Origin of the sequence: Okeania sp. SIO2C9 (assembly GCF_010672455.1) — a bacterium.
Classification (GTDB): Bacteria; Cyanobacteriota; Cyanobacteriia; order Cyanobacteriales; family Microcoleaceae; genus Okeania.
In genome coordinates this window covers 21,252-47,098 of record NZ_JAAHGO010000057.1, presented here as the reverse complement: position 1 = coordinate 47,098, position 25,847 = coordinate 21,252, and the positions used below count along the sequence as shown (strand labels likewise).

Genomic DNA, 25,847 nt, shown 5'->3' with positions numbered 1-25,847 from the left:
TTTACTCCAAACTTTATAATATTTGATTTAGGGTATTTTGACTAGATGAAAAAATCAAAAGTATCAAACAGGATAATAATATTAAGTTTATCGCAATTTATGTATAAATTTAAGTATGTCAAGCCGTCTGAAAAACAAGATAAGATTAAGTGAGACAAAAAACATATGGTAATCAATAAAAAGATATAGTATATGGTCAAATACTCATCAAATTTTACCTTCACAGAAAGAATAGAATCTCTCAAAGCAGGAACTATAGCTGGTATTTCCCTATTTTTAACCTCTGGGGCGATCGCCTTGGGCAACAGCCTATTTTTGGCCCATAAGTTTGAGTTATTGGCAGATTTAGAAATTATAGCTCTAGGCTGGAATGTTTTGTTTCAGGGCGCGATCGCTTTTATTAGTGGATTTCTGTTTGGCGTGACTTATCGTTATATTATCCGTCAGGATAGCAACCCCCATCTAAAATCTGGAGCAGTAGTGGCCTTTGGCAGTGTCAGAGGTTTGGGAGAAATTGATGTGGGATTAAGTTATGGGGATACATTTCTTGATTTATGGCCTTTAATAGTCCTGGGTATAGAAAGTGTAGTGGCTTTTGCTGTGGCTGGCCTTGTTTTGGATTGGAGTATTAATCAAAAGTGGATTAAATCTTTTCCTTCTTTATAGCAATATGATTTTAGTTGTGAGATATTGAAAACTTTTACGGAACAGAGAACAGGGAACAGGGAACACAGAAGAAGAAAAAAACATATCATATAAAAATAATAATTGCTATATTCTATACTTTTAAGGAACATCTCAATTCTCACAACTGATTCCTGATTGCTATACCTACTAATTAAGATGAATAAATATTTAGCTATGAAAAAGCGGATAATTTTTGGTAAATAATCGCAATTTTTTTTCAAAATAGTTGATATTTTTTCTTTGGTATTAGGAAAAAATGAAGCAATCCGATTGCTCTTTTTCTAATCCTAAATAATATGTGATTTCTGGGCAGATATTCACATTTTTTAGACGGATTGCTATGATAATTTTAGATATTTATTCTAGGTTAAATTAATCAACTATAGTCACGCAACATTTTTTTGATTTCCATATTATGTAACTCTTCTTGACCAATCATGGTGCGAGCATATTCTTCTAAATATATACTTGCGTTTTCTACAATTTGCAAGAAACTTTTATATAGTTCTAAAGCTTTAGCTTCATGGTTAAGGCTTTCCTTTAAAAGGTCTGGTACTGAATGTTGATTTGTTTCTTCAATTGGAGCGACTTTTAATGTGGGATGACCTTCTAAACCTGTTAATATTTCTCCTGCTTGTTGAGCATGAAGTAAAGATTCATTTGCTTGAGCTTGAAAAAATTGTACAATTGGTATGCGATTAGGTCCTGTCACCATTAGGGAGTAGTGAGTATAGCGCACTACTCCTGCTAGTTCAAATTCCATAACAGAGTTTAATAACTCTACAGCTTTTTCTGTATTAAGTTCTATCATTTTAGTGTCTCAATGCTTAATTTTTTTAGCTTAATTGTCACTTTTGAATTATATACATTTAATCAATAAAATATATTATTTTAACTTTTATTTAAGGATGAAAAATATTAATTTTATCTATAGATAATTTCAATACAAAAGTTTTTTTAACCCCTACTAAGTTACTACTAAGTAAATAAGGAATATATTAGTAGAGGGTAAGTATTCAGCTATTAGCAGTCAGCACTTCCCTGCGGGATGCTACGCAAACAGCAATTAGTAATAAATAATTATTTCTCAGGTTTGGGAAGGAGACTTTAGCAGTAACTTTTTATTCTTTCTCAGTTTCAAAGGTTGCTTTTACCTTCCCCAAAATTAATTGCTGTTAACGTATTTCCTCGACAAGAGGCTAACTAATATCTAATGGTTTTTTGCGCAGCATTCCGCAGGAAATGCTTACATTAATTGTCTTCTTCTTCTGGTAGTGGGGTAGGTTTTGCCACAGTTATATCATTCTTCACAAAGTCTAATTGTTGAGGACTAATAATTTCTTTGACTGCCAGTTCATTAATATCTTTGTAAGGACGATTTTCCTTAATTTTTTCTGGTAGATCGGGTATGTTTAACTTGATTGCTAATTTTTTTAAGTCTGAGTCTGAAGCATCATTTATATCTATTTTGCTCATGTTGTCAGTAGCAGTAGATACTGGTGAATTTAAACTATTAGGATTAGCGTTAGGATCTACAGTTGGAGTAGTTGTATTTGCACAGGAACTCATAGCAATTAAACTAGCAATGATTCCAGATAAGGATAGAAAACGAAAGTGATTCATCATATTAGTTAAGTAAGTTTTTTGACTAATGCTAAGACAATTAAATATTGTAAGGGGTCTCAAAAATATTGACAATTTTTTACATATTAGTTTTTTTTATTTTATCTTTATTAAAGTCATAATCTTATCATCTTATTTTTGATAGTAATAGTGATTAACTCAAAGTTTAAAAGCAATTTTAAATCTTTAGATGTCAATTTATAAAATTTTTTTTTTAAACTCAATTGTTTTTTTGTCCACATAATGCCCTCCCCAGGGATTGTTAATTTTTGTAAAAAAGTGTTTACTAAATAACAGAGATATGTGATCTATTAAGGCCAAAAAAGTCAGCAATATTTGAGAAAAATGGTCACTGATGTCCTTGAAGAAGGCAGAAGGAAAAATCTGGCGTTGTGTGAGTTTTCAGCTTTTGATCTGTCCTCACCTTTCCTTCCACTGCTATAACCCCGTTGAGGGTGGGGTATTAAACCAGCCACAGAAAAGATAATTTTCTGTAAATCAAAATGCCATACCTAAAAATTTGCTTACTTTCAAAATCCTATCTGTACAAATACCGTACAACTGTAAAAGCAATGAAGATGAGAAAACAGCTTTTAATATGGTCAATATTGGCCTTTATCATCCCTAGTGCTCTACTGAGCAGTTGTCAAACCCAAACAACTGAAACTGAGACCGAGCAAACCCAAGCAACTGAAGATATTCCAGGCACTCTCCAACTTCGTGCCAATGGAGAAGACTTTGTGAGACAAGGTTTTGTTACTAAAGATGGGTGGAAAGTAACATTTGACCAACTCTACGCGAACTTAGTCGAAGTCACTGCCTACCAAACAGACCCACCCTATAATGCTGAAATGGGAGGAAAACCAGAGGCAAAAGAAAAAGTCATTCTTGCTCAAACTAAAACAGTAGACTTGGCAGAGGGGGATGAAACTGCGGAAGCTATTTTGGTAAGTGAAGTATCTGCACCTCCAGGTCTCTACAATGCCCTCTCTTGGAAAATGCTCAAAGCAACGGTTGGCCCAGCTCAAGGTTATTCTTTATTAATGGATGGCACAGCAACTAAAGATGGTCAGACGATACCTTTCACCCTAAAAGTTGACCAGGAGCTAGAATTTACTTGTGGAGATTTTGTTGGGGATGAGCGTAAAGGTATTGTCCAAGGTGGAGACATTGCGCAATTGGAAGCAACATTCCATTTTGACCATCTTTTCGGTGATGGTAATGCCGCCTCAGATGACGAAATTAATACAGGAGCATTAGGTTTTGCACCTCTAGCAGCGATCGCCGAAGGAGGAAAAGTTGAAGCAGATATGGCTACATTGAAAAGCAAACTTTCTGCTAATGACTACCAAAAGTTAATGACAATTTTACCCAGTTTGGGTCATGTAGGTGAAGGTCATTGTCATGAGTCATTGGTAAGTCAAAATTAAAAAGTCAAAGATAATTTTTGTCTATTGCCGCTACGCGGAAGTTAAAAGTCAAAAGTCATGCATCGAGTGCGTAATTCTGAGGTGTCCTCAGAATGTAAGACGCACTCAATACAGTCAAAAGTATTGATTGGTAAGACTTTTAGGATTTTGTAACTGGTTAGTTATTTCTGCCATCCTGCACTAGTAATTTATTGGACTTTTAGCCTTTTGACATCCTCCCCGGCCTAAAGGCGCGGGAATTCCTACTAAGCCGTAGCTCCTCGGCGGGTTGACGCTTTGCTTCGCATAGCTGCCGCTAACACAAGGTGCTGCTTCCTTGGCGGTAGTCTAACGCTTCCCTCCACGTCCGCGCACGAGTTTCCGAGTGCCCCCCGGCAACTAATGACACAATAGCATATATTCAATTCACTTGCATGCTCAAATAAAAAGTCGCCCTACAAGGGCGAGGCTTTAAACCCAATTTTTCGGTAAGAAATCTTATAAATTAAACTGGGTAATTTAGTAATTCGGGATTTTCTATAAAATAAATCCAATTTAATTGTAAATAATGGCAAGATTGCTAAGGTAAAAATTATACATAGGTAAAATATGAAATGGCAATTTGTTATTCCTTTAATATTTTTATCTTCAGTAAGTTTACAGGGAAAAGCCATAGCTCATGGAGTGAAAATTCAACACCAAATTACTCAGGCAATTAAGATTAATGCTACTTACGATACTGGCACTCCTTTACCTAATGCTTCTGTCACAGTTTATGCTCCTATCGAACCAAATAAAGTTTGGTTAAAAGGCACAACTGATGAGCAAGGAAATTTTATTTTTTACCCTGATTCTTCTCAGTCTGGAACTTGGGAAATTAAGGTGCGTCAAGCTGGTCATGGTGGGCTGGTCAGTATTCCTTTTCAAGTAGATGAATCTAACAATTACCATCATCATAATGTCAGCAACAATAACAAGTATTTAGCCAATATTTCTAATGATTATAACCCGCTACAAAAAGGATTAATGATCGGTTGTACTATGTGGGGTTTTGTGGGAACTACTTTATTTTTCTGGCGATTTAAAACTCAAGATCGGCCACAAGAAGAACATTAGAATAATGTTCATTAATTGATAATTGATAATGGATAATTGATAATTACCTCGGGTTTTAACCGTTACGGAATTGAATATAAGGAAATATTATTTCTTCTCTTAGTCCATTGGATATGGTTAGAAAACCCATCCATCCCACCCTACGGGAAGCTCCGAAGTTCGACCGCTGTCTTGGTTGATTGGATATGGCGAGGGGACCTCGCCATCCCTCAACCGCTTTTTTCCCCCTTAAAAGGGTCGGCTTTAAACCATAATTATTGAATTATTGAATTATTAATTATTAATTATTAATTATTATTTGACTTTTTTCAGGATATTTTTAAATCTTCAATAATGCACATTTCAGAAGGTATTTTGCCTGCTCAACTCTGTATTAGTGGCTATGGGATTACTTCTTTTATTACCTGGTATTCTCTACGCCAAATTAATCGTTTACCAAATCCTCAAGCTAGCATTCCTAAAGCTTCTTTATTAACAGCAGCTTTTTTTGTAGCTTCTAGTATTCATATTCCTATCCCACCAGCTAGCGTGCATTTAGTATTAAATGGTTTGTTAGGAACTGTTTTAGGTTATTATGCTTTTCCAGCTATACTTGTTGGTCTATTTTTTCAAGCAATAATGTTCGGACACGGTGGTTTAACTACTTTAGGAATTAATGCTCTAATTATGGGAATACCTGCGCTTTTGGCTTATCAAATATTTCAGCTACGTCATATTTTAGGAAATGGAATTAAGGAAAATTTATCTATGAGTATTTTTGGATTTATTGCTGGAGCTAGTGCTATTGGAGTTTCTAGTTTAATATTTTTTACGATAATTATTACAAATTTACCTTCTGGGTTTGATACTGTCTTAGAGCAGAGAGTAATTTATGGATTAATGATTTCTCATATTCCTTTGATGGGAATAGAGGGTATTTTGACTGCAATGATTATCAGTTTTTTGCGTCGAGTTATGCCAGAGCTTTTACCTTCTTAGAACTGTTGTATAGTTAGGGGTTGGGAGTAGGGGAGTAGGGAATTCATTAATTGATAATGGATAATTGATAATTACCTCGGGTTTTAACCGTTACGGAATTGAATATCAGGAAATATTATTTCTTTTCTCTTGGTCGATTGGATATGCTTAGGAAACCCATCCATCCCACCCTACGTTCATTAATGGATAATGGATAATGGATAATTGATAATTACCTCGGGTTTTAACCGTTACGGAATTGAATATCAGGAGATATTATTTCTTTTCTTGGTCGATTGGATATGGCGAGGAGACCCGCTCTTATCAGAGCCGCTCCGAATTGCGCCATCCCACCCAACGGGGAAGCTGGGAATATCGACCGCTGTCTTGGTCGATTGGATATGGCGAGGGGACCTCGCCATCCCTCGACCGCTTTTTTCCCCTTAAAAGGGGAGGTTTCAAAGCGCGAATTATTTAATTATTAATTATTAATTATTAATTATTAATTACTCGGTAAGGGAGATTAAATATTGAAGTAACTATAGAATTATCAACATATACTATATAACCGGATTCTATATGAAACTAGGGAATATCGTGATGGAAAATAGGTGAGGGGGAAAATTTCATAGGTTATACGCAGAAGGAAGAAGGAAGAAGTAAGAAGTAAGAAGGAAGAAGAAAAAATCTGGCATTGTCTGAGTTTTAAGCTTTTGATATGTCCTTACCTTTCCTTCGACTGCTATATCCTTCAAATCAATCTTGAATAACTATTAGTTAGTCAAATTTTTAACTACAATTTTTTCCTTCTTTTGTTATCTGTTCCTTTGCTTTCAAAGTTAGATGTTAGATTGAATTGAAAAAGGAATGCTATACTTAGAAGACCGAAAAATTCTAGTCTCAATCCTCCCCTTTTAGGGGGATAAAAAAAGAGAATATTCCAGATTTGAAGTAGCAGTCAGCTATCAGCACTTCAGCAGTCAGCATTTTCAGGGTGTATAATGGGGGTTTAAATCCCCATAAAAGGCGCACCATTAATTTTTTCAAATATAGTGGGGGACTTAAACCCTTGATTTTTTAGCGCTCCAGCTAAATGTTGTTTGCGGAGCATTCCGGAACGGAAAAGTTGATAGCTAGTTAAAGTCTCTTGCTTCAGAATAACACTTCAATTATTAAGTAATTAACACAGACTGAATAACTTTTTTTGATAATTAGGAAGCCAGTTATTGTTAATTATTCTTATGTTTACTTACCCCCCCTACTCCCCCGCTCAAGAAGGAGAAGAGACAATTAATTATTAATTGTGAAAAATCTACTACCTAATACCTACTATAGTAATGAAATTTGCCCTAGATGAATATGCCAATTTAAACTCTCCAATACATCGGTGGGATGTGAGATATAAACTTATCGCTTTAATGGCATTAATGTTTGGTTTTGCTACTGTGAATAGTTGGTATTTAATTCCATTAATGCTTTTAGTAACTATTCTGCTTTATGGAGTTTCAAAGCTACCTTTATCATTTTTAATTAGTCGATTACGTTATCCAGGATTTTTTTTGTTAGGAGTAATCGTATTATTACCTTTTTTATCTGGTCAAACAATTATTTGGCAATACGGATTTTTGACAGTTCGCCAGGAAGGATGTCTGGCAGTTATATTAATTGTTAGTCGTTTTTTTGCCATTATGACTACTTGCTTGATTTTATTCGGTACAAGTTCATTTTTAACAACAATCAAAGGGATGAGGCAGTTGGGAATTTCTCCCATTATTACCGATATACTTTTGTTATCTTATCGTTATATTTTTGAAATATCGAATCAACTGAGCATGATGTTTAAAGCTACTAGATTAAGAGGTTTTCAGCGGAGCAAATTTAGTTGGAGAAACTTATCAGTTTATGCTGCTCTTACAGGTAGTCTTTTAGTGCGAAGTTATCAACAAGCAGAACGAGTTTATCAGGCAATGTTGTTGCGCGGTTATGGAAATGTGTTACATAATGAGAATAATAGAATATATTCTGGTTCTACAAACAATCTTAAATATAGACCAGACTTAATATATCTATTCTTATCTTTAATAATTGCTGCTAGTTTTGTAATTGCAGAAATATATTTTTTTACTGTTAATAATTAGTCATCGATAAAATGCAAGACGATTACCCAGAACCTGGAGTCTATGTGAAGGATTTATTGTTTAAATATCCACAAAATGAACCTATTTTACAAAGTATTTCATTGACAATTAATCCTGGAGAAAGAGTCGCTTTGTTAGGATCTACAGGTACAGGAAAAAGCACTTTCATGGAAACTTTGGTAGGCTTAAAAAAACCTGTATCTGGTGAAATTTGGATTCAAGGAATTCTCCTAGAAGAAAAAACTTTATCTCAAGTACGTCGTCAAATAGGTTTTTGTTTCCAAAATCCTGATGACCAACTATTTATGCCTACGATTTTAGAGGATATAACTTTTGGTCCCCTTAACTATGGTTTATCTCCAGAAATTGCTACAGAAATTGCTCATAATTTGTTAGTAAAATTTGGTTTAGAAAAGTATGCACATCGATCTGTATATGAACTTTCAGGAGGTCAAAAAAAATTGGCTGCTTTAGCCGCTGTTTTAGCATTAAAACCAGAAATTTTAATATTAGATGAACCCACTAATGGTCTAGATCCTTTATGGCGAAAAAATTTAGCTAAAATTATCTTACAATTACCAGTTAAAATTATATTAATTGCTTCCCATGATTTAAACTGGGTTGCTAAAGTAACTCAACGTACTTTGATTTTGCAATCTGGTCAAATTCAAGTAGATACTTCTACTGAAAATATTATTCAAGATAGTTCAACTCTTGAATATTACGGTTTACCTATTGATTATTAAAACAATTAATAATTAATAATTAATAATTAATAATTACCTCTCCTTTAACAGAAGAGAGGATATATTTCGGTTTCTTTCCTACTCCCCTATTCCCTCATATAGAATCCGGTTATATAGTATATGTTCATTATTCAATCTCCCCATCTCCCCATCTCCCCCAACAATACAATTAAGTATTCAACTGGATTTGATATTACTCCTTACTCGTTACTCCTTACTCGTTACTCCTTACTCCTTACTCCTTACTCCTCAGTAATACGATAACTAATTACCCGGATTCTATATCACTCCCCCACTCCCTTACTTCCTTACTCCTTCCTGACTTTTAACCCACCCACACGCACTTCAATTTGTATCATTAAAAGTAGTATATAAATCCGTGGCTTGGTAGATATTTAGGGCTTGCTGATTAAATCTAAAAGTATTTACAGATAAAGGTTTTAGCCTTTTTGGTGCCTTGAAAAAGTGCGCCTGTTTCAGTCTAAAAGCCTCAAAAAGAAGCGTATTTTAGGTGCATAGTATTTTAGGCGCATAGTTGGGCAGAAAAATTATTCTTACAAAACTTAGCTCCTACCTCCTCTAAGTACCCCTAACTCCTGACTCCTGACTCCTGACTCCTGACTCCTGATAACTGAAGTGACTTTTAACGATGAAATTTGCGCATTGTTTCTTGATAAAGAACCATAGCAAAATCTTTAATAATTTCCTCATTTTGAAAATAATTTCCGTACTTTTTCTTTGCTGTTTCGATGCAAAGTTTCATAATCTCAGATGATTCCTCAATATAGTCAGCGATCGCCTGTTTTTGATCTTGTTTTGTATGATGATGTCTAAAGTCTGAGTGTATATGATGTCTGACATCTGAATGTAAGGGAAATGTAGTTTCTGAAGTTATTTTAATATCTTTTCCTACTGGATGAACTATTTTTTTACCCCTTCTTTTTTGAACTTCTTCTGCAAAACCAGATGCAATTATACCTGCTGGTAGACCAAAAATTCCGATACCTAAAAATGCTACAGCAGCACTTAATAATTTGCCTACATTAGTCGTAGGATAAACATCTCCATAACCCACAGTTGTTAAAGTTACTACTCCCCACCACATAGTCTCTAAAATGCTAGAAAATTTTTCTGGTTGTGCTTCATTTTCGGCAAAAAACATGAGGCTTGAAACAAAGACTAATACAAAAATTACTATTAGCAATGTAGCTATTAGTTCCTCTTTTTTGAGAACTATAACTTTAATAATAGTCCGCAGTGACTCAGAATATCTACTAATTTTAAATAAGCGAAATAAACGCAGTAATAATGTAAACTTTATAAATCCTAAACTGGGAAATAATACTTGCAAATAAAATGGCAAAATAGCTATAAGATCTATTATGGATAAGGGGGTAATTATATATTTTAATCTCCCACTAATAGGATGACGATATTTAGGATTAATTGTACATACCCAGATTCTGATAAAATATTCTAAAGTAAACAATCCTGTTATCATTATTTCGATTAATTCTAAATCTTCAGAATAAATATCTGAAAATGTGGGAGAAGTTTCCAAAATAAACGCACTGACACTAATGCTTGTTAAAATAGTAATCAGCAAATCATCTAGCAAACTAAAAAAATTTTTCTGGTCTGAATATTCAAAAATATAGTAAATTTGCTCTTTCAAAGATTTACGTTTTTTCTCTATTTTCATGATTTTTTTACTAACAAAGTTAATGTTTACATTGATTTTTTTCTGAAATTTTAAGAAGGGAATATGGAATAGCGGTATGACCTAGTGTCGCTACGCGGAAGTTAAAAGCGAGTGCGTAATTCTGAGGTCCCCTCAGAATGTAAGACGCACTCAAGACAGTCAATCATTTTTGATTTGTAATTGTTTTAGGATTTTGTAACTGGTCAGTTATTTCCGCCATCCTGCACTAGGGTAGATAAAGCGCGTTAGCTCCTTTATAAGAGGCTAAAAGTAACTGGTAGTACATCATGAGAAGTAAGAAAATTCTGATAAATATAGCAGTACGTTCTTTGGCGTTTGACAATAAATCTGAGTGAAAAGGGAGTAGGGAGTAGGGAGGTAGGAAGTAGGAAATAGAGGAATATTTATGTAGTGCTATAAATTCCGTAGCGCCGTGAATTAAGCATAGGGGTTTAGGGATTTTTTTTGGTACGCATTTTTTTTGGTGCTGCGCTTTTAGAAAAAGAGGGTTTATAATAGTCTAATTTTATTCTAGCAATAAAAATTTCCATATTCTTACACCAAAATATATTTACTAATAATTTAAAATATTAAATCCAAAATTGTTTCTTTTAATACTTACTTATTGATGGCAATAAGTTAAAATATAAAAGTATACTCTTTCCTGAATATCGGTACAAAGGGAAGTGTTCAACAATTAATAATTAATAATTAATAATTAACAATTACCTCTCCTTGAAAAAAAGAGGATTGACGCGGAGCGTGAAAATTTTTTCTTTTCTTGGTCGATGGTCAGCCAGCGAGGAGATATAGCGCTGCGCGCAGGCAACAGGCAATAGGCAATAGGGGGAATAAAAATCTGTTTGCGCAGCATCTCCGTTGGAATAATATAACGCTTTTAGCTATTGGGCAATTCCTGCAATTTGTAAATATGCCAGCGCACATTGCTATATCGCCATCCCATCCTACGGAAATCTCCGAAGATAGACCGCTTTTTTTCTCCTTTAAAGGAGAGGCTTTAAACTTTAATTATTCGGTAAAAATTAAGTTATCTCTATATCTTTCAAGATAGAAAAAATCAGACTGATAGCTGAGGTGCAAATTTCTATAGTCAGACATTAAAAAAAATCTCTACCATGGCAGTAAGTTGATATAAATTAACCTAAAAGACTAATTTTTATTGATTGACAAAAAAACAAGATTGATTTATCAAGTTAGTCATTTTTCAGTCCACCAAAATTATTCAGTATTTACATGAAGATTAGCAAAAAAATTTTGATGTTAAGCGACTAACTTAATTTTCATAACTAACTTAAGTAGTAGTGCAAAAAATTTGTATATAACTGTAAGTATTTCCTGTGGAATGCTTACCGAATAATTAATAATTAATAATTAAATAATTCGCACCTTGAAGCCTCCCCTTTTAAGGGGAAAAAGCGGTCGAGGGATGGCTCCGAAACCTGCGCCATATCCAATCGACCAAGAGAAGAAATAATATTTCCTTATATTCAATTCCGTAACGGTTTTAACCAGAGGTAATTATCCATTATCCATTATCCATTAGACATCTCCGAAAATAGTCGAACACTTACTATAACTATCTTTTAGGAAGCGATCGCAAATGCTAATAGAAGTTAATTTTCACGGTCAACTCAGTGTTATGGATACTTACTATTAAAAACTCGCTCAATAATAGTCATATCAATTCAATAATTGATGTCTCTATCAAGGTTGATTTAATACTACAAAATAAATGTACCTATTCGTAATCTAACCAGGCCACAAATAGTCTTAATTATTTGCACATATTTCTCAGAATTTAGTCTAAATCTTTCTTTAACTACCCGAAATATTTTTAGTAATCTAATTATATGTTCGCTCAATTATTCTTTCAGCAGCAAGGTCTTTATTTTGGGACTTTTCCTGACTGGTTAATTCTTGATTTTTGGGCTTTTTTTTAGGTGTTTTTATTGCTGATTCTCCCACATAGGCTTTATCCCCAGTAAATTTTTGTTTTTGCTGAGAATTTTGCCCTAGTCTCACGAAAAAAATTTATGTCACTCTCAGATGTGCGTCTTACATTCTGGGGAGACCCCACCAATTAGCACTCGCTTTTTCTCCCTGGTTTTCCTGCTTCTACATCAACAATATCCTTACCTGCAACTTAACACAATTACTTGACTTTTCCTTGTATGACTTTTTTTGTTCCCCGAATAATATTCTTTTTGTTTTTCAGATTTTTTTGGCCAATGTAAGTCTTGTTCATAGCTATCTACGATTAATTCATACTCTGTTAAAATTTCGGAGATAATTTCTCGCTCCCTTGAGTTTTTTTTACCTGTTCTAATAAACTAGCTGGTAATAAATCACCGATAATTGGCCACCAATAATTAAAGGTATCATTAGCTGTAGTTTCACGCTCCTCCGAATTGAATTCCTAGCAGTTGAAATGTTGTCAAATGTCTTAAGTAAGTTAAGGTTAAAATAAAATGTTGCTGAGATGGATAATTTAGGCGGTCTACCACCACCAGAAGCAATTATTCGCGCCTTTTTTAGCTGTGGCTATCTCTTGCTTATTATTGTGGAGTTTTTCGGCTTGTTTTAATAACTTTTCGTGCCTGTTCATACTTGATACCTAATAAACGTTCTGATTCTTGTGGATGATTATGAATGTAGTCAAGCATACTGGTCATAATTAGCCATAAAAAATTACATTTTATATGACTCTATCACAATTTATTTATTTTTCGGAGATGCCTATTATCCATTAATGAAATATAACTTCCTCTGTAAACCCTTAGAGAGAGAGAAGTTAATATCGCAGTCAAAGAAAAGGGCGCACACAGGTCAAAAGCTTAAAACTCAGACAACAATATTTTTCCTTCTTTATTCTGCTAAACAATTAATTTTGCTGAAGTACCTATACTAAACTTTTTCAGGACTTAGACATAACCACCACATATAGTTAACGGCCGTTAACCCCCTACAAATGGTGTATAATTTCATCTTTTGTGTAAGTCCTGTTTTCTTTTTGTAGCCTAAAAAATATAGATAAAATATTTCCTATTTTCTGTAACTTAACTATTTTTTTGATTTTATTTAACCGAAAATAAATCTTTTCTTAACCTCCTGGAAATATTTATTTAATCTTCACCCAATAAGATGTCTTGGGAATTAGTAAAAATTTCCAATTGATTTATATATCAAAGCTGAAAGAGTCAAATAGACATTTCAGCTTGTTCAGACATTTGGATTTAGATTGATTCCTCAAAATCAACTACGAGGCATATTTATTGACTGTATTTTCATGCCTTAGATAAAACTTTTTTTGATCAAATTTCCAAATAAAAAATCAATCTAAAACATCAATTTTAAGGTGAGAGGAGAATCAAATGGCAGAATTAACAGGATTTGCTGTATTACCAGCAGACACATTTGCAGAAGGTCCCCCATCAGGAAACTTCATTGATACAGATAATCGACCCACGCCATTTGACAGTCAACCAGTACAAGGATTTAGTGGCGTTCAATTTGCTCCTGGTAGCGAAGATGGCAGCACCTATTGGTTTCTCTCTGATAACGGTTTCGGTTCTCAAGGAAATAGTCCAGATTATTTGCTCAGACTATATCAAGTTGACCCCGACTTTGCTGGAGTTGAAGATGGCAATGCTAGTGTTGATGTTCAAGATTTTATTCAACTAGCAGATCCTAATAATCTGATACCTTTCGATATTGTTAATGAAGATACAAGCGATCGCCTCCTCACTGGAGCAGACTTCGACCTCGAGTCTTTTGTTATTGATAATAATGGCGATATTTGGATAGGAGAAGAATTCGGACCTTATATCCTACACTTCGATGGTACCGGAACTTTATTAGAAGCTCCTATTGCTACTCCAAATCCGATAGAACTCAATACCCTTAACGGCCAAGATCCTCTAGTTATTGCCCACAGAGGTGCAAGCGGAGACTTACCAGAACATACCTTAGCAGCTTATGAAGCAGCGATCGCCGCTGGTGCTGATTTTATTGAACCTGACCTCGTAACGACTTCCGATGGTGTACTTATCGCTCGTCACGAACCACTGCTAGATGATACCACTAACGTTGCTGAAGTATTCGGTCCAGAACGCCAAAGCACCAAAATTCTTGACGGTGAAGAAAAAACTGGTTATTTTGCTGAAGACTTTACTCTTGCAGAAATCAAACAACTGCGTGCAGTTCAATCTCGCGACTTCCGCGACCCTGAGTTTGATGGACTTTTCGAGATTCCCACATTCCAAGAAATTATTGAACTGGTTCAAAGAGTAGAAGCAGAAACAGGTGTTCAAGTTGGCATCTATCCAGAAACCAAACACCCTACATTCTTTGATGAACAGGATTTATCTTTAGAAGAACCTCTAATTCAAACCCTGCAAGACACAGGTTTCACAGACCCTGACCGTATTTTTATCCAGTCGTTTGAGTTTGCCAACTTAATTGACTTACAACAACAGTTAGATGATGCAGAACTCGGAGATATTCCTTTAGTTCAACTATATGGAAATACTACTGAAGGAGCTAATCCTGAAGCTGGGTTCTCCTTCCCCTTCGATATCCGGTTTAATGTTGCTGAAGGTAACGACTTAGTAGATATCTACGGTCAAGAATTCCTAGATGCAGCAGAAGTTCCTCTCTCTGAAAATACTGTTTATGCAGACCTTGACAGTGCAGAATTTCTAGAAGTTATTGGCGACCTTTATGCAGAAGGTGCAGGACCTTGGAAAAATAACATTCTGTTGCGCGAATCTATCGATACTCCAGTTGATGTAAATGGAGATGGAGAAGCAGAAATTGACGATCAGTTGACAGGAGAAATTACTTCCTTTATTGATGACGCACACGATGCAGGTTTACAAGTTCACCCCTACACTTTGCGAGATGAAGAACGTTTCTTAACTCTCAACCCTAATAATACTGAGGAATTTGACAGTCCGCAATTAATTGTCAACGCCTTAATAGGTATAGACCGTCCCGGTGGAAATGCTGCTCTTTATAGTCGTATTGATAATACTCAAACTGACGAACAAGGTAATAATCTAGAACCATTCTTTGACTTTACATTCACTCCAGCAGATTTAGTCTTAGACCCAGATACAGGAATAGTTTCTACGCCAGCTATTCCCTTTTTTATTGCTCCCGAATTTGCTGAAGAAATAGCTAAACCTGAGTTAGCAGGTGAAGAAGCAGGTTTCTTTATTGACAACTTTTTGTTAGAACTCGATGAGGAAACAGGTGAGTTTGTCATAGTTGGTGGTCCAGACTCAGGTAGCTTCAACAGCGTCTTTATATCCGAAGACTTTTTGAATGATAACGATCTGGAAATTATTCAGGGAAGTGGTACAGTCGATCCAATTGATACTGAAGTTGATACTTCTGGTTTCTTGGGATTTGGTTTTCCTCTGTCAGAAGATTCCGACGTCAGTTTTATAACAGACCCAGATACAGGGTTACTTATTCCAACAGGAGGAGCTTATGTTGCTGAGGGTAGTATTTCCTTTGAAGTTTTAGGAACAGGAACACCTCAAACTGCCGAGGAAGAATTTGAACAACTTATAGACATTGGTGCAGATGGTTTCTTTACCGACTTTGCACGCACAGGAGTTCCCGTTCGGGATGCTATTGTTGCCGACGAAGTACGAGCGCCCCAAAATCCTAACCTCAATAATTTCAATACTCTCGACGGCAGCGCACCAATAGTTATCGGACACCGGGGTGCAAGTGGTGACTTCCCAGAGCATACCTTAGAAGCTTATCGTTTAGCTATTGTTCAAGGTGCGGACTTCGTTGAACCAGACCTTGTAATTACTTCTGATGGTGTACTTATCGCTCGTCACGAACCACTGCTAGACGATACCACCAACGTTGCTGAAGTATTCGGTCCAGAACGCCAAAACACCAAAATTCTTGACGGTGAAGAAAAAACTGGTTACTTTGCAGAAGATTTCACCCTAGCAGAAATCAAACAACTGCGTGCCGTTCAATCTCGTGACTTCCGCGACCAATCTTTCAATGGTGAATTTGAAATCCCCACCTTCCAAGAAGTTATCGAATTAGTACAAGAAATGGAAGAATTCGGGTTTGAAGTTGGTATCTATCCAGAAACCAAACACCCTACATTCTTCGACGAGCAGAATTTATCCTTAGAAGAACCTTTAATTCAAACCCTGCAAGACACAGGTTTTACCGACCCCAACCGTATTTTTATCCAGTCCTTTGAAGTTCAAAACCTACTTGAGCTGCGCAACGAAATATTACCTGCTCAAGGTCTCGAAAACCTAAAGCTAGTGCAGTTACTCGGTGACACTGAAGATGACTCCATCAACGAAGGTGGCGGCGGGTTCTCAGTACCCTTCGATTTCGTTGCTAATGCTGAGGAGTTTGAACCCACTGGTATTGATGCTATCGCAGATCAGGTCAACTATGCCACTTTCACCGGTAGTGCTTTTACCGTAACCCTTTTTGCTGAGAAAAATCCCGGACCTGGAGCTCCCCAAGAGATACTCGATCAGTTTGGCAACCTCCAAGATACTAACCAATTTATTCTACAGGATGCCACCAATCCCGATAACACTGTCGTTCTATTTGCTGGTCCAGACAGCGCACCTAAATCTATCGAAGTTACCATTAGCGAGGCAGGTACAGTTACCATTAATGGCGATGAAGTCGCCAATAACTTTAGCCAACAAGTTCACTTTGGACTAATAAACAGCTTGCCCATTGGCGATCCTACCGGATTAGGAGCCGAAAGCTACACCTTTTCGACTAACAATACTCTGAATCCAGAGAGCGATCCTCAGTTTGCCATTTATTCCGAAGTTGAAAACGAATTCATCATTGCCGCCGAAGAGTTGCCCTTTGCTAATTCCAATCAAGACTTTGACGACATGATAGTTAAAGTTACTGGGATTGATCCTGTGGGAGAAACTCAAGCAGACATTTCCTTTGATCCTGAAAGACTACAACCTCTCCTCGAAACTGCTAATACTCGTGCTATCTACGGCAACCTAGCTGACCAAATCGACTTCTCTAGTGTTCCTACCTACGCTGACCTAGCAAACCCGGAAGTAATCGAACTAATCGGTGCCTACGCTGACGGTTTAGGACCTTGGAAAAATAGTTTCTTGCTCCGGGATGATATAGATACACCCGTTGATGGTGACGGTGACGGTAACGCGGAAATTACCACTCAATTAACTGGGGAAGTATTACCAATAATAGATTGGGCACATGATGCAGGTTTACAGGTTCACCCTTACACCTTGCGTGATGAAGAAAGTTTCCTTACTCTCAACCCCGATGGTACACCTCAAACACCTGGAGAAGAATTTGAACAACTCATCGAAATTGGTGCAGATGGTTTCTTTACTGACTTCCCTGCTACTGGCAGCATAGTTGTAGAGCAATTTATTGATGAACCAAATTTACGGACTTCCCGTGGTTATGAAGGTATGGCATTCAGTCCCGATCGCGATACTTTCTATCCTTTATTAGAGGGTGCAGTTGTTGGCGATCCAGATAATGCTCTCCGGATCTATGAGTTCGATCCTGAGTCTAGCTCTTTCACCGATCTAATTGGTTTCTATCCTACCGATGTACCAGGTCATGCCATCGGTGATTTTACTCCCATCAATGACGATGAATTTTTAGTCATTGAACGGGATGGTCGTCAAGGGGATGAAGCTCAATTCAAGAAAATCTTTAAAATTGACATTTCTGTAGTTGACGATGAAGGTTTTGTTTATAAAGAGGAAGTTGTAGACTTACTAAATATTGACGACCCCAATGACCTCAACGGTGATGGCGACACTACCTTTGACTTCCCCTTTTTCACAATTGAGGATGTGTTAGTTCTTGATGAAGAAACAATTCTGGTTGCCAACGACAACAACTATCCTTTCTCCATCGGTCGGGGACCGGATATTGATAATAACGAGATTATTCAGATACAGCTAGACGAACCTCTAGACTTAGCACCAGGAATAGGAGTTGGTATTCCTACGGTCAGTATTGACGTTGAACCTGATACTGTTGAGGAAGGAGATGAATACTCTTTAACCTTCGACTTAAATGTACCTGCTCCAGAAGGTGGTTTACGAGTAGTTTGGTCAGAAACGGATACTGATAATGCTTTTGGCGATATAGAATTTCCTCCTGAGCTAACCAATGCTTCTAACCTAGAAGAACTTGAAGCAGTAGGTGATGAACTCGCACGTTCTGCTATTACTATTGACGAAGGGGCTACTACAGCAACTGTGACTTGGACAACTATTGCTGATGGTGTAGTGGAAGGAGATGAAACTACAACTATTGACTTACAAGCAGAAGTAGGTTATAGTATTGCCCCAGAAAATCAAGTAGCTCAAATAGTTATGGAAGATGAACTTTTAGTCGGTATCAACCTCCAACCAGAAATAGTAAGTGAAGGAAATCAATATGTATTAACCTTCAACTTAAGTGAACCAGCACCAGTAGGAGGTACACGGGTAGTTTGGTCAGAAACAGATTCTGATGATGCTTTTGGCGATATAGAATTTCCTCCTGAGCTAACCAATGCTTCTAACCTAGAAGAACTCGAAGCAGAAGGCGATGAACTCGCACGCTCTGCCATTACTATTAACCCAGGGGCAACGACAGCAACTGTGACTTGGACGACTCTTTTTGATGGTGTACTGGAAGGTGATGAAACTACAACTATTGAGTTGCAACCAGAAGATGCTTATGAGGTAGATGCAGAAAATCAAGTAGCTCAAATCGTTATTCAAGATACACCTATAACAGTAGGTATCGCAGTTGAACCTGACACTGTTGAAGAAGAAGATGAATACTCTTTAACTTTCAACTTAAATGCACCAGCTCCAGAAGGAGGTTTACGGGTAGTTTGGTCAGAAACAGATTCTGATAATGAACTCGGCGATATAGATTTCCCTCCTGAGTTAACTAATGCTTCTGACTTGGAATCTCTAAATCCAGTTGGTGATGAAATCGGACGTTCGGCAATTACCATTGAGGAAGGAGCAACAACAGCAACTGTTACTTGGACGACTCTTTTTGATGGTGTACTGGAAGGTGATGAAACTACAACTATTGAGTTGCAACCAGAAGATGCTTATGAGGTAGATGCAGAAAATCAAGTAGCTCAAATCGTTATTCAAGATACACCTATAACAGTAGGTATCGCAGTTGAACCTGACACTGTTGAAGAAGAAGATGAATACTCTTTAACTTTCAACTTAAATGCACCAGCTCCAGAAGGAGGTTTACGGGTAGTTTGGTCAGAAACATATTCTGATAGTCCTTTCGGCGATCTAGATTTCCCTCCAGAGTTAACCAATGCTTCTGAGTTTCAACCTATCAACGCAATAGGTGATGAAGTGGTACGCTCGGTAATTACGATCGATGAAGGTGCAACTACAGCAACCGTTACCTGGACCACTCTTTTTGATGGTGAGGAGGAAGGAGATGAAACCAGAACTATTGAGTTGCAACCAGAAGATGCTTATGCTGTTGATGCGGAAAATCAAGGAGTTCAAATCGTTATTGAAGATACACCTCCTGAGGAAGACCAATTAATTGAAGGTACTCCCCAAGCAGACCCACTCAATGGTGGAACTGGTGACGATACTATTTCGGGATTGAATGGTGCCGATACTTTAGCAGGTAGTTTTGGTGACGACGAAATTATTGGTGGTCGTGGTAGTGACTTCCTATACGGGCAAGATGGAAATGATATTCTGGAAGGTCGTCAGGGTTTTGACTTCTTGTTTGGTGGTGATGGTAATGATGTTCTAAATGGTGGTCAAGGTCGCGATCGTATTAATAGTGGTCCGGGATTTGATTCTCTGACTGGTGGAGCAAGTATTGACCTTTTCATCTATAGTGGCAGTGAACCATTCGATCCAGAAGATTTTGGTATTGATTTAATTACTGATTTCCAACCAGACCTCAGACCAGAAGAACCAGGAAACCAAGGCGACTTAATTCTTTTAGATAAGTCAACTTTTAGCGACCTTAATAGTTCTGCTGGAATAGGTTTCAGTGATAATAGTGATTTTGAAATAGTTGCTACTGATGACGACGCATTTGCATCAGATGCTTTAATCGTCTACAGTGAAGATTCTGGTTTTCTTTTCTATTTCTATGAAGGTAATTTAGGTGGTGACTTGACTATATTTGCTGAACTTGATGGTGCACCTACTATTACTGAGGATAATTTCCAAATTAGGTAAGAAGGTATAGCGCTGCGCGCAGGCAACAGCTCCGGAAGGCAACAGGCAATAGGGGGAATAAAAATCTGTTTGCGCAAGCATTCCGTAGGAATAATATTAAGACTTTTAGCTATTGGACAATTCCTGCAATTTGTAAATATGCCAGCGCACATTGCTATAACATCTTTCAAGTAGTACAGACACTTTATTAGGAAGGTTCCATGGAACTTCCCTATATTTATCAGGACTTATGCAAATTGACTTTTAAATCACCAACAGTCAATTTGCGTAAGTCCTGTAATATCAAATCCGGTAGCATCGGTGTAATTAGATGGGGAGATGGGGGGATGGGGAGATGGGGAGATGGGGAGATGGGGAGATGGGGAGATGGGGAGTGATATAGAATCCGGGTAATTAGTTATCGTATTACTGAGGATTAATGAGTAATGAGTAATGAGTAATGAGTAATGAGTAATATAGTATCCGGATAATTAGTTATTGTATGATGAGAGGATTCAGTCCTCAGTCCTCAGTCCTCAGCAGGAAGAAAGGATGAGAGTTGGAATTATCTGTGGATATTCCGGCATTTTATGTCTGCATTGAATGGAAGTAGAAAGTGCGATAACTGTATAACCTGATTTTATATTAAATATTGAAGTGTGGATAGAATTATAAGCATATATTATATAACCGGATTCTATATGAGAGAAATATTTGGTAATGGTTGAAGATGGAACATTTTTGTATACCGAATTAAACGGATTTGATATAAATCATAGAATAAGGGCATATCTTGAACATGACCGCACCTACTGCAAGTCTTTGACGATGGGAAAAATCTATCAACTACCACTAGCTCACAACCGTACCACTGAGTTTTATATTCAAGCTGTCGCCTAATATCAAATCCGTTTTATTAAACATAAAAAAATTCTCCAATCGTCATAACTACGCTCATCTTTGTAATTCTCTCTCCTCCTGACTCCTGTAGGGGCGAACGGCCGAAAGCTTGCGCATAACTATCGTTAACGCCCCTACTACCTGACTTCTCCTGACTTAACCATTCTATGGCTGTTTAACCGGATTTGATATAAACTCATAAAATCCCTGGTCTGCACCCACCCCTCTAGCTCCCCTCCTGGGAGGAGATGGGGGTGGGTTATGGTTGGCTAACATACCGCTGAGGTTAAAATCTTCTATAACAACAACCCTGTGGTTTTTAGCTAAATATGTTGTTAATTTATGAAGTGCATTTTTGCCGATGTTAGCTACTAGTCTATGTAATGCCGCTATCTTGAGTTGTGCTTTTCTCTTAAGATTCTGCTTGAATTCTTTGTATTGCTTTCTCAATTTTTTCTGCATCTTCTCCTTTACCTTGTTCTTTTAATAAATCTCTGGCTTTAGTGAGAGATACTAATGCTTCAGGTCGTTTATTTTCCAAATACAATGCTACCCCTAGTTGATAATGAAGCACTGCTAAGTCTGGTTTGAGGCGAACAGCATTTTCAAATTGGGAAATTGCTTCTGACAAATTATTTTGATTGGCTAGAAGACTACCCAGATTAGCATAAGCTTCTGCAAATTCTGAATCTAATTCAATAGCTTTGCGAAATGCTGCTTCTGCTGATGTCAGGTCTCCTTCCTTGTAGAGTTTCACCCCACGATCAAATTCTTCTTTGGCTTCTACTTCAAGGGCAATAATTGTTGTGTTCGCTAATTGGGTTTGTTTTGCTCTTGGTTTGAGAGTTGAAGCATCAGCTGAAGTAGTGCTGACGAAGCTGAGTATTATAGCTATGGCCAATAAGTTGTACTTAGATTTTTTATAAAACATTTTTAAAAATGCTAGTCGTAATAGTTACTTGTTTCAGCATACTACTTATTTTTAGATTTGATCCCCTCTTTGTGAAATAAACCTTAAGAGAACTCCACTTGTTTAAATTTCTGCTTAAGACTTTTGAGAAATTGTCTACTCATCAGAAATTTGTTCAAAATGAGCATCTTTACTCTTGACTGTTATCTAGGATTTCTTTAAGGCAGAAGAAAATTCTCAATATTTGCTATTTTTATATCTGTGATACGAGAAAAATGATGGCGGTTTTGTCAAATATTTGTTATATTTTGTAACATGATGCGATATTCATATTTATTCTCGCAGTTGTAGAAAATTTATGGCGATCGCTGAATCTAACAAGGCATATTTGGAGCAATCCAGATAAATTTTTTGTATCTAAATTTACTGATTTTACTCTGAAGTAGGCTCAGTAAATAGTTATTACTATGAATATGGAGTAAAACTATGGACCAACCGATGGAAATGCCACTGGAAAAGCAATTTAGTGTTCGGTCTTTTGAGACTCAGGTACGCCAGATGAGTTTACAACAGGCTCAAGATTGCTTGGTTCAATTATATGAACAGATGTTGATGAGGGAAACTCTTTACCAACAATTTTTAAAACATAAGTGGGGATTAGAATCTAACCCTGATTTTGACTAAAACGGAAGTTGTCTTAGGGACGACCTCTTTCTCTCACTCAGTTTCAAACTAATGAAAGAGAGTTGGGGATCGTGGGGCGTCAACTAATACTGTTTCACTCAACTCAAAACTTAAAACTAAGATTTTATTAGCTTTTTTTTATTATATTATTTGACATTATTTAAGTGCTGCTATCAATTTGCAATTATTACAAGTATTAAAAACATCATTGAGTGACTAACTCAAAAATTAAGAATACTCAAGAATACTAAAAAATATTAATAATTGTTTATTAATTAGTCTGGTTGACGCTCTATAGTTGCCTCCATAGCACTATTCAAAGAAAGACCACTCAAAATCCCGCCAGTAGAATAATATCGCTCTTGGTCTAAGCGTAGTAAAGTTTCAAAACCACTACGACGTTGGACATCATTTCCCAGTACCCAATAGCGCTGAATAATTGAATTAATACCCAGCCATCCTTCTCCTTCTACTTTTCCTAGTTCGCTATGCTGAAGAAGAAACGTATAGTGCCGTTCGTCACTGTCGAGACGTCCTTTGTATTGTAAGATAATTTCCTCACGGTCTTGACTGGGAAATATCAGTTTTGTAACCATAGAGAACCAATCTGTACGGTCCCATGTCACAATAGTCTTACCCTTAACAGTAATTAACATTCCATTACGCTCTAGCCAATTTCCTTCTATTATCCATTTGCCTGATTCTAGTATAAATGTATGAGCCACAGTGCTATTCCTATGCTGCTAATGCTAGCTTCATTGATACGGCGAGGTGGGTGGTTGACAAAAATTACGTTTTGTGCTATGCACATGCCAGTCAAAAGAGTCAGCAAGATTAGTCCAAATAAAAAGTCCAATATCTTGATGTTTTGGCCGGTGAAGCATGGGTAAATTGAGTTACCTAGTTCAGTGTTAGCACTATCAATGTATTTTAGACTATATATACCACTTATGTGTATTTTTAATATAAAAAACAAAAAATAAAAAAAAATTATTAGTAGGCTAATACTCAACTGTAGGCGTTGCTGAAATGTAATGGTAAGTAGCTGAAGGTAAAATTGAAAAACTTATGTTTTGCGTTGATACTTAATCTAAAAATCATTACCATTGAGCAACGCCCAACCGTAAATATAGGTAGAACTGTCCTTTGTTAGAGTTTAAATTAAAAATTTTTCTCGAACCATCAAACCCTCTTTGCCCACAAATAGTAAAAAAAGTAGTAGGGAACAGGGAACAGCGGATCAAAATTTGAAAATTGTGAGGGTGATTAACTGTTAAACTTAAACCGTAGAAAATAGTTGTAAAATTTACACTCATTGTTGTAATATTAAATATGTAATAACTCTCATGAAAAATAGCAGGTGAATGCAACTTGTTGATAGACATATTATTAACCGAACACATAACTTTTGGCGAGTTTGTGATGAATTAGCCTTTAAGTCGAAAAACTTGGTCTTATTTGGCTAATTATTATTGTAGTCAGCATTTTTTCCAGTCCTCAAAAAGCCTGGATTTAACTAAGCTGTACCACGCCACCAAAGATAGCGATGCTTATAGAGCATTACCAACTAAAGTATCAAAACAAATAATCAAATGCTTGGTTGCCACTTGGCGTAGTTATTTTCAGGCAATGGGAGAATGGTCGCGCACATCCAGGGAAGTTTTTGGGTAAGCCCAAAATACCAAAGTATAAGGACAAAACCAAAGGTCGAAATGTAGTTATATATTCAAAGGAATCAGTCTATAAAGCCCCTTTAAAAAATGGTATTTGTCACTTATCCATGAGTGATATCAAAATACTTGTAGTTGTGGATACTGTAATCGAAGTGAGGATAGTACCTGCGACTGCCTGCTATATAATTGAAATTGTGTATGAAAAAAGGAATCAGCCACAAATAGACTCAAGATATGTAGCCGGGATTGACTTAGGGATTGACCGTATAGTCGCTCTATCTACAAATAAGCCTGGTGTCAAACCACTGCTGATTAACGGGAAGCCACTAAAAAGTGTCAATCAGCTTTACAACAAGCGTAAAGCCAAGCACCAAAGTCATCTCAAAGGGAACAGAAAAAGCAGTCGGATATATTGAAGCATTGAGTTATCATCGGAACCGTTTTGTGGAGAATTATCTGCATAACACCAGTAAATTAGTGCTTGAGTATTTAACCACAAATAATATTGGTACTGTAGTCATAGGAAAAAATGATAACTGGAAACAAAGTGCAAATATCGGCAAAAAAAACAATCAAAACTTTACCCAAATACCGCACTCTAAGCTAATTGAAAAGATAACTTATAAATGTCAACTTGCAGGAATTAAGGTAATTGAAACAGAAGAAAGTTACACCAGTAAAACATCTGCTATTGACTTAGAAAAACCAATATGCCATGAAAACTATTTAGGCAAGCGAGTCAAACGTGGTTTATTCAGGAGTGGAACTGGTATAGTCATTAATGCCGATGTTAATGGCAGTCTTCAAATAATTAGAAAGAAATTCCCAGAGGCATTTACTGCCGAGGGAATAGTGAGCTGCGCCGTACAGCCAGTATTGGTGAATCCAATATCAAGATAAAGGCTGTTACAATTTTCTACAGTTTTTTTCGTACGGTTAGGGAAATAATTGATATTACTCTTAATATTTTAATTATTTTATTAATTATTTATTATTCGTTACCAATTTGTTTAATGGTTAAATCAAAGGCTTATTTATTTTCGTGGATATGTCTA

General features: G+C 36.5%; 21 protein-coding genes. 12 read left to right on the top strand and 9 right to left on the bottom strand.

Translation table 11 applies throughout. From position 1 onward, the window contains the following. Positions 1–192 precede the first annotated feature (192 nt). Positions 193–666, top strand: a complete 474-nt coding sequence (locus F6K23_RS29815; RefSeq protein WP_293162574.1) for a hypothetical protein — start codon at positions 193–195, stop codon at positions 664–666. Positions 667–1,063: 397 nt separating this feature from the next. Here F6K23_RS29815 and F6K23_RS29810 read toward each other — a convergent pair whose 3' ends face one another. Together F6K23_RS29810 and F6K23_RS29805 are read right to left on the bottom strand one after the other, a co-directional pair. After that, positions 1,064–1,498 carry a bacterioferritin gene (locus F6K23_RS29810; RefSeq protein WP_293162571.1) on the bottom strand — a complete coding sequence of 145 codons (435 nt, stop codon included), beginning with the start codon at positions 1,496–1,498 and terminating at the stop codon, positions 1,064–1,066. Between the two features lie 440 nt (positions 1,499–1,938). Beyond that, the gene (locus F6K23_RS29805; protein WP_293162568.1) at positions 1,939–2,313 is read right to left on the bottom strand and encodes a helix-hairpin-helix domain-containing protein; all 375 of its coding nucleotides are present in this window, start codon (positions 2,311–2,313) and stop codon (positions 1,939–1,941) included. Between the two features lie 575 nt (positions 2,314–2,888). On the opposite strand from F6K23_RS29805, the gene F6K23_RS29800 reads away from it, so the two are divergent. The 5 genes from F6K23_RS29800 to F6K23_RS29780 all read left to right on the top strand — a co-directional run bounded on the left by F6K23_RS29800 (position 2,889) and on the right by F6K23_RS29780 (position 8,676). Beyond that, the gene (locus F6K23_RS29800) at positions 2,889–3,740 is read left to right on the top strand and encodes a DUF4382 domain-containing protein (RefSeq protein WP_293162565.1); all 852 of its coding nucleotides are present in this window, start codon (positions 2,889–2,891) and stop codon (positions 3,738–3,740) included. A 588-nt stretch (positions 3,741–4,328) separates the two neighbouring features. Then, positions 4,329–4,835, top strand: coding sequence for a carboxypeptidase-like regulatory domain-containing protein (locus F6K23_RS29795; RefSeq protein WP_293162562.1), 507 nt, complete (start codon positions 4,329–4,331; stop codon positions 4,833–4,835). 333 nt (positions 4,836–5,168) lie between these two features. Next, entirely contained in the window at positions 5,169–5,813 is a 645-nt protein-coding gene (gene cbiM, locus F6K23_RS29790) for a cobalt transporter CbiM (RefSeq protein ID WP_293162559.1), read from the top strand. A gap of 1,316 nt (positions 5,814–7,129) precedes the next feature. Then, the gene (gene cbiQ / locus F6K23_RS29785) at positions 7,130–7,930 is read left to right on the top strand and encodes a cobalt ECF transporter T component CbiQ (RefSeq protein ID WP_293162556.1); all 801 of its coding nucleotides are present in this window, start codon (positions 7,130–7,132) and stop codon (positions 7,928–7,930) included. 11 nt (positions 7,931–7,941) lie between these two features. Next, a complete protein-coding gene (locus tag F6K23_RS29780; protein WP_293162554.1) occupies positions 7,942–8,676 on the top strand; it encodes an energy-coupling factor ABC transporter ATP-binding protein in 735 nt (244 codons plus the stop codon). Between the two features lie 643 nt (positions 8,677–9,319). On the opposite strand, the gene F6K23_RS29775 is transcribed toward F6K23_RS29780, so the two are convergent. The 3 genes from F6K23_RS29775 to F6K23_RS29765 form a co-directional block, all read right to left on the bottom strand. Beyond that, positions 9,320–10,378 carry an ion transporter gene (locus tag F6K23_RS29775; RefSeq protein ID WP_293162552.1) on the bottom strand — a complete coding sequence of 353 codons (1,059 nt, stop codon included), beginning with the start codon at positions 10,376–10,378 and terminating at the stop codon, positions 9,320–9,322. Between the two features lie 1,863 nt (positions 10,379–12,241). After that, the gene (locus F6K23_RS29770; RefSeq protein ID WP_293162549.1) at positions 12,242–12,421 is read right to left on the bottom strand and encodes a transposase family protein; all 180 of its coding nucleotides are present in this window, start codon (positions 12,419–12,421) and stop codon (positions 12,242–12,244) included. A 371-nt stretch (positions 12,422–12,792) separates the two neighbouring features. Further along, positions 12,793–12,903, bottom strand: a complete 111-nt coding sequence (locus F6K23_RS29765; protein WP_293162546.1) for a transposase family protein — start codon at positions 12,901–12,903, stop codon at positions 12,793–12,795. Positions 12,904–13,770: 867 nt separating this feature from the next. On the opposite strand from F6K23_RS29765, the gene F6K23_RS29760 reads away from it, so the two are divergent. Together F6K23_RS29760 and F6K23_RS29755 are read left to right on the top strand one after the other, a co-directional pair. Continuing rightward, complete coding sequence (locus F6K23_RS29760) at positions 13,771–20,646, top strand: glycerophosphodiester phosphodiesterase family protein (RefSeq protein ID WP_293162543.1); 6,876 nt, start codon at positions 13,771–13,773, stop codon at positions 20,644–20,646. A gap of 236 nt (positions 20,647–20,882) precedes the next feature. Then, positions 20,883–21,023: a hypothetical protein gene (locus F6K23_RS29755; protein WP_293162540.1), complete on the top strand. Its 141-nt coding sequence runs from the start codon at positions 20,883–20,885 to the stop codon at positions 21,021–21,023. Positions 21,024–21,322: 299 nt separating this feature from the next. Here F6K23_RS29755 and F6K23_RS29750 read toward each other — a convergent pair whose 3' ends face one another. From F6K23_RS29750 to F6K23_RS29740, 3 genes are all read right to left on the bottom strand, one after another. Continuing rightward, a complete protein-coding gene (locus F6K23_RS29750; protein WP_293162537.1) occupies positions 21,323–21,478 on the bottom strand; it encodes a hypothetical protein in 156 nt (51 codons plus the stop codon). A gap of 212 nt (positions 21,479–21,690) precedes the next feature. Beyond that, positions 21,691–21,975, bottom strand: coding sequence for a transposase (locus tag F6K23_RS42990; protein WP_375340800.1), 285 nt, complete (start codon positions 21,973–21,975; stop codon positions 21,691–21,693). Next, complete coding sequence (locus F6K23_RS29740; protein ID WP_124144534.1) at positions 21,938–22,456, bottom strand: tetratricopeptide repeat protein; 519 nt, start codon at positions 22,454–22,456, stop codon at positions 21,938–21,940. The genes F6K23_RS42990 and F6K23_RS29740 overlap by 38 nt, the downstream gene beginning before the upstream one ends. Before the next feature lie 465 nt (positions 22,457–22,921). Here F6K23_RS29740 and F6K23_RS29735 point away from each other — a divergent pair, with 465 nt between their 5' ends. Further along, the gene (locus tag F6K23_RS29735; protein WP_124144533.1) at positions 22,922–23,119 is read left to right on the top strand and encodes an NblA/ycf18 family protein; all 198 of its coding nucleotides are present in this window, start codon (positions 22,922–22,924) and stop codon (positions 23,117–23,119) included. A gap of 275 nt (positions 23,120–23,394) precedes the next feature. On the opposite strand, the gene F6K23_RS29730 is transcribed toward F6K23_RS29735, so the two are convergent. Further along, positions 23,395–23,844, bottom strand: a complete 450-nt coding sequence (locus F6K23_RS29730) for a hypothetical protein (protein ID WP_293162531.1) — start codon at positions 23,842–23,844, stop codon at positions 23,395–23,397. 733 nt (positions 23,845–24,577) lie between these two features. Here F6K23_RS29730 and F6K23_RS29725 point away from each other — a divergent pair. From F6K23_RS29725 to F6K23_RS29720, 3 genes are all read left to right on the top strand, one after another. Further along, positions 24,578–24,790, top strand: a complete 213-nt coding sequence (locus tag F6K23_RS29725) for a hypothetical protein (protein ID WP_293162528.1) — start codon at positions 24,578–24,580, stop codon at positions 24,788–24,790. A gap of 109 nt (positions 24,791–24,899) precedes the next feature. After that, the gene (locus F6K23_RS42245) at positions 24,900–25,208 is read left to right on the top strand and encodes a transposase (protein WP_367267858.1); all 309 of its coding nucleotides are present in this window, start codon (positions 24,900–24,902) and stop codon (positions 25,206–25,208) included. Then, positions 25,126–25,692 carry a transposase gene (locus F6K23_RS29720; protein ID WP_293162525.1) on the top strand — a complete coding sequence of 189 codons (567 nt, stop codon included), beginning with the start codon at positions 25,126–25,128 and terminating at the stop codon, positions 25,690–25,692. Before F6K23_RS42245 ends, F6K23_RS29720 begins: the two co-directional genes overlap by 83 nt. Positions 25,693–25,847 lie beyond the last annotated feature (155 nt).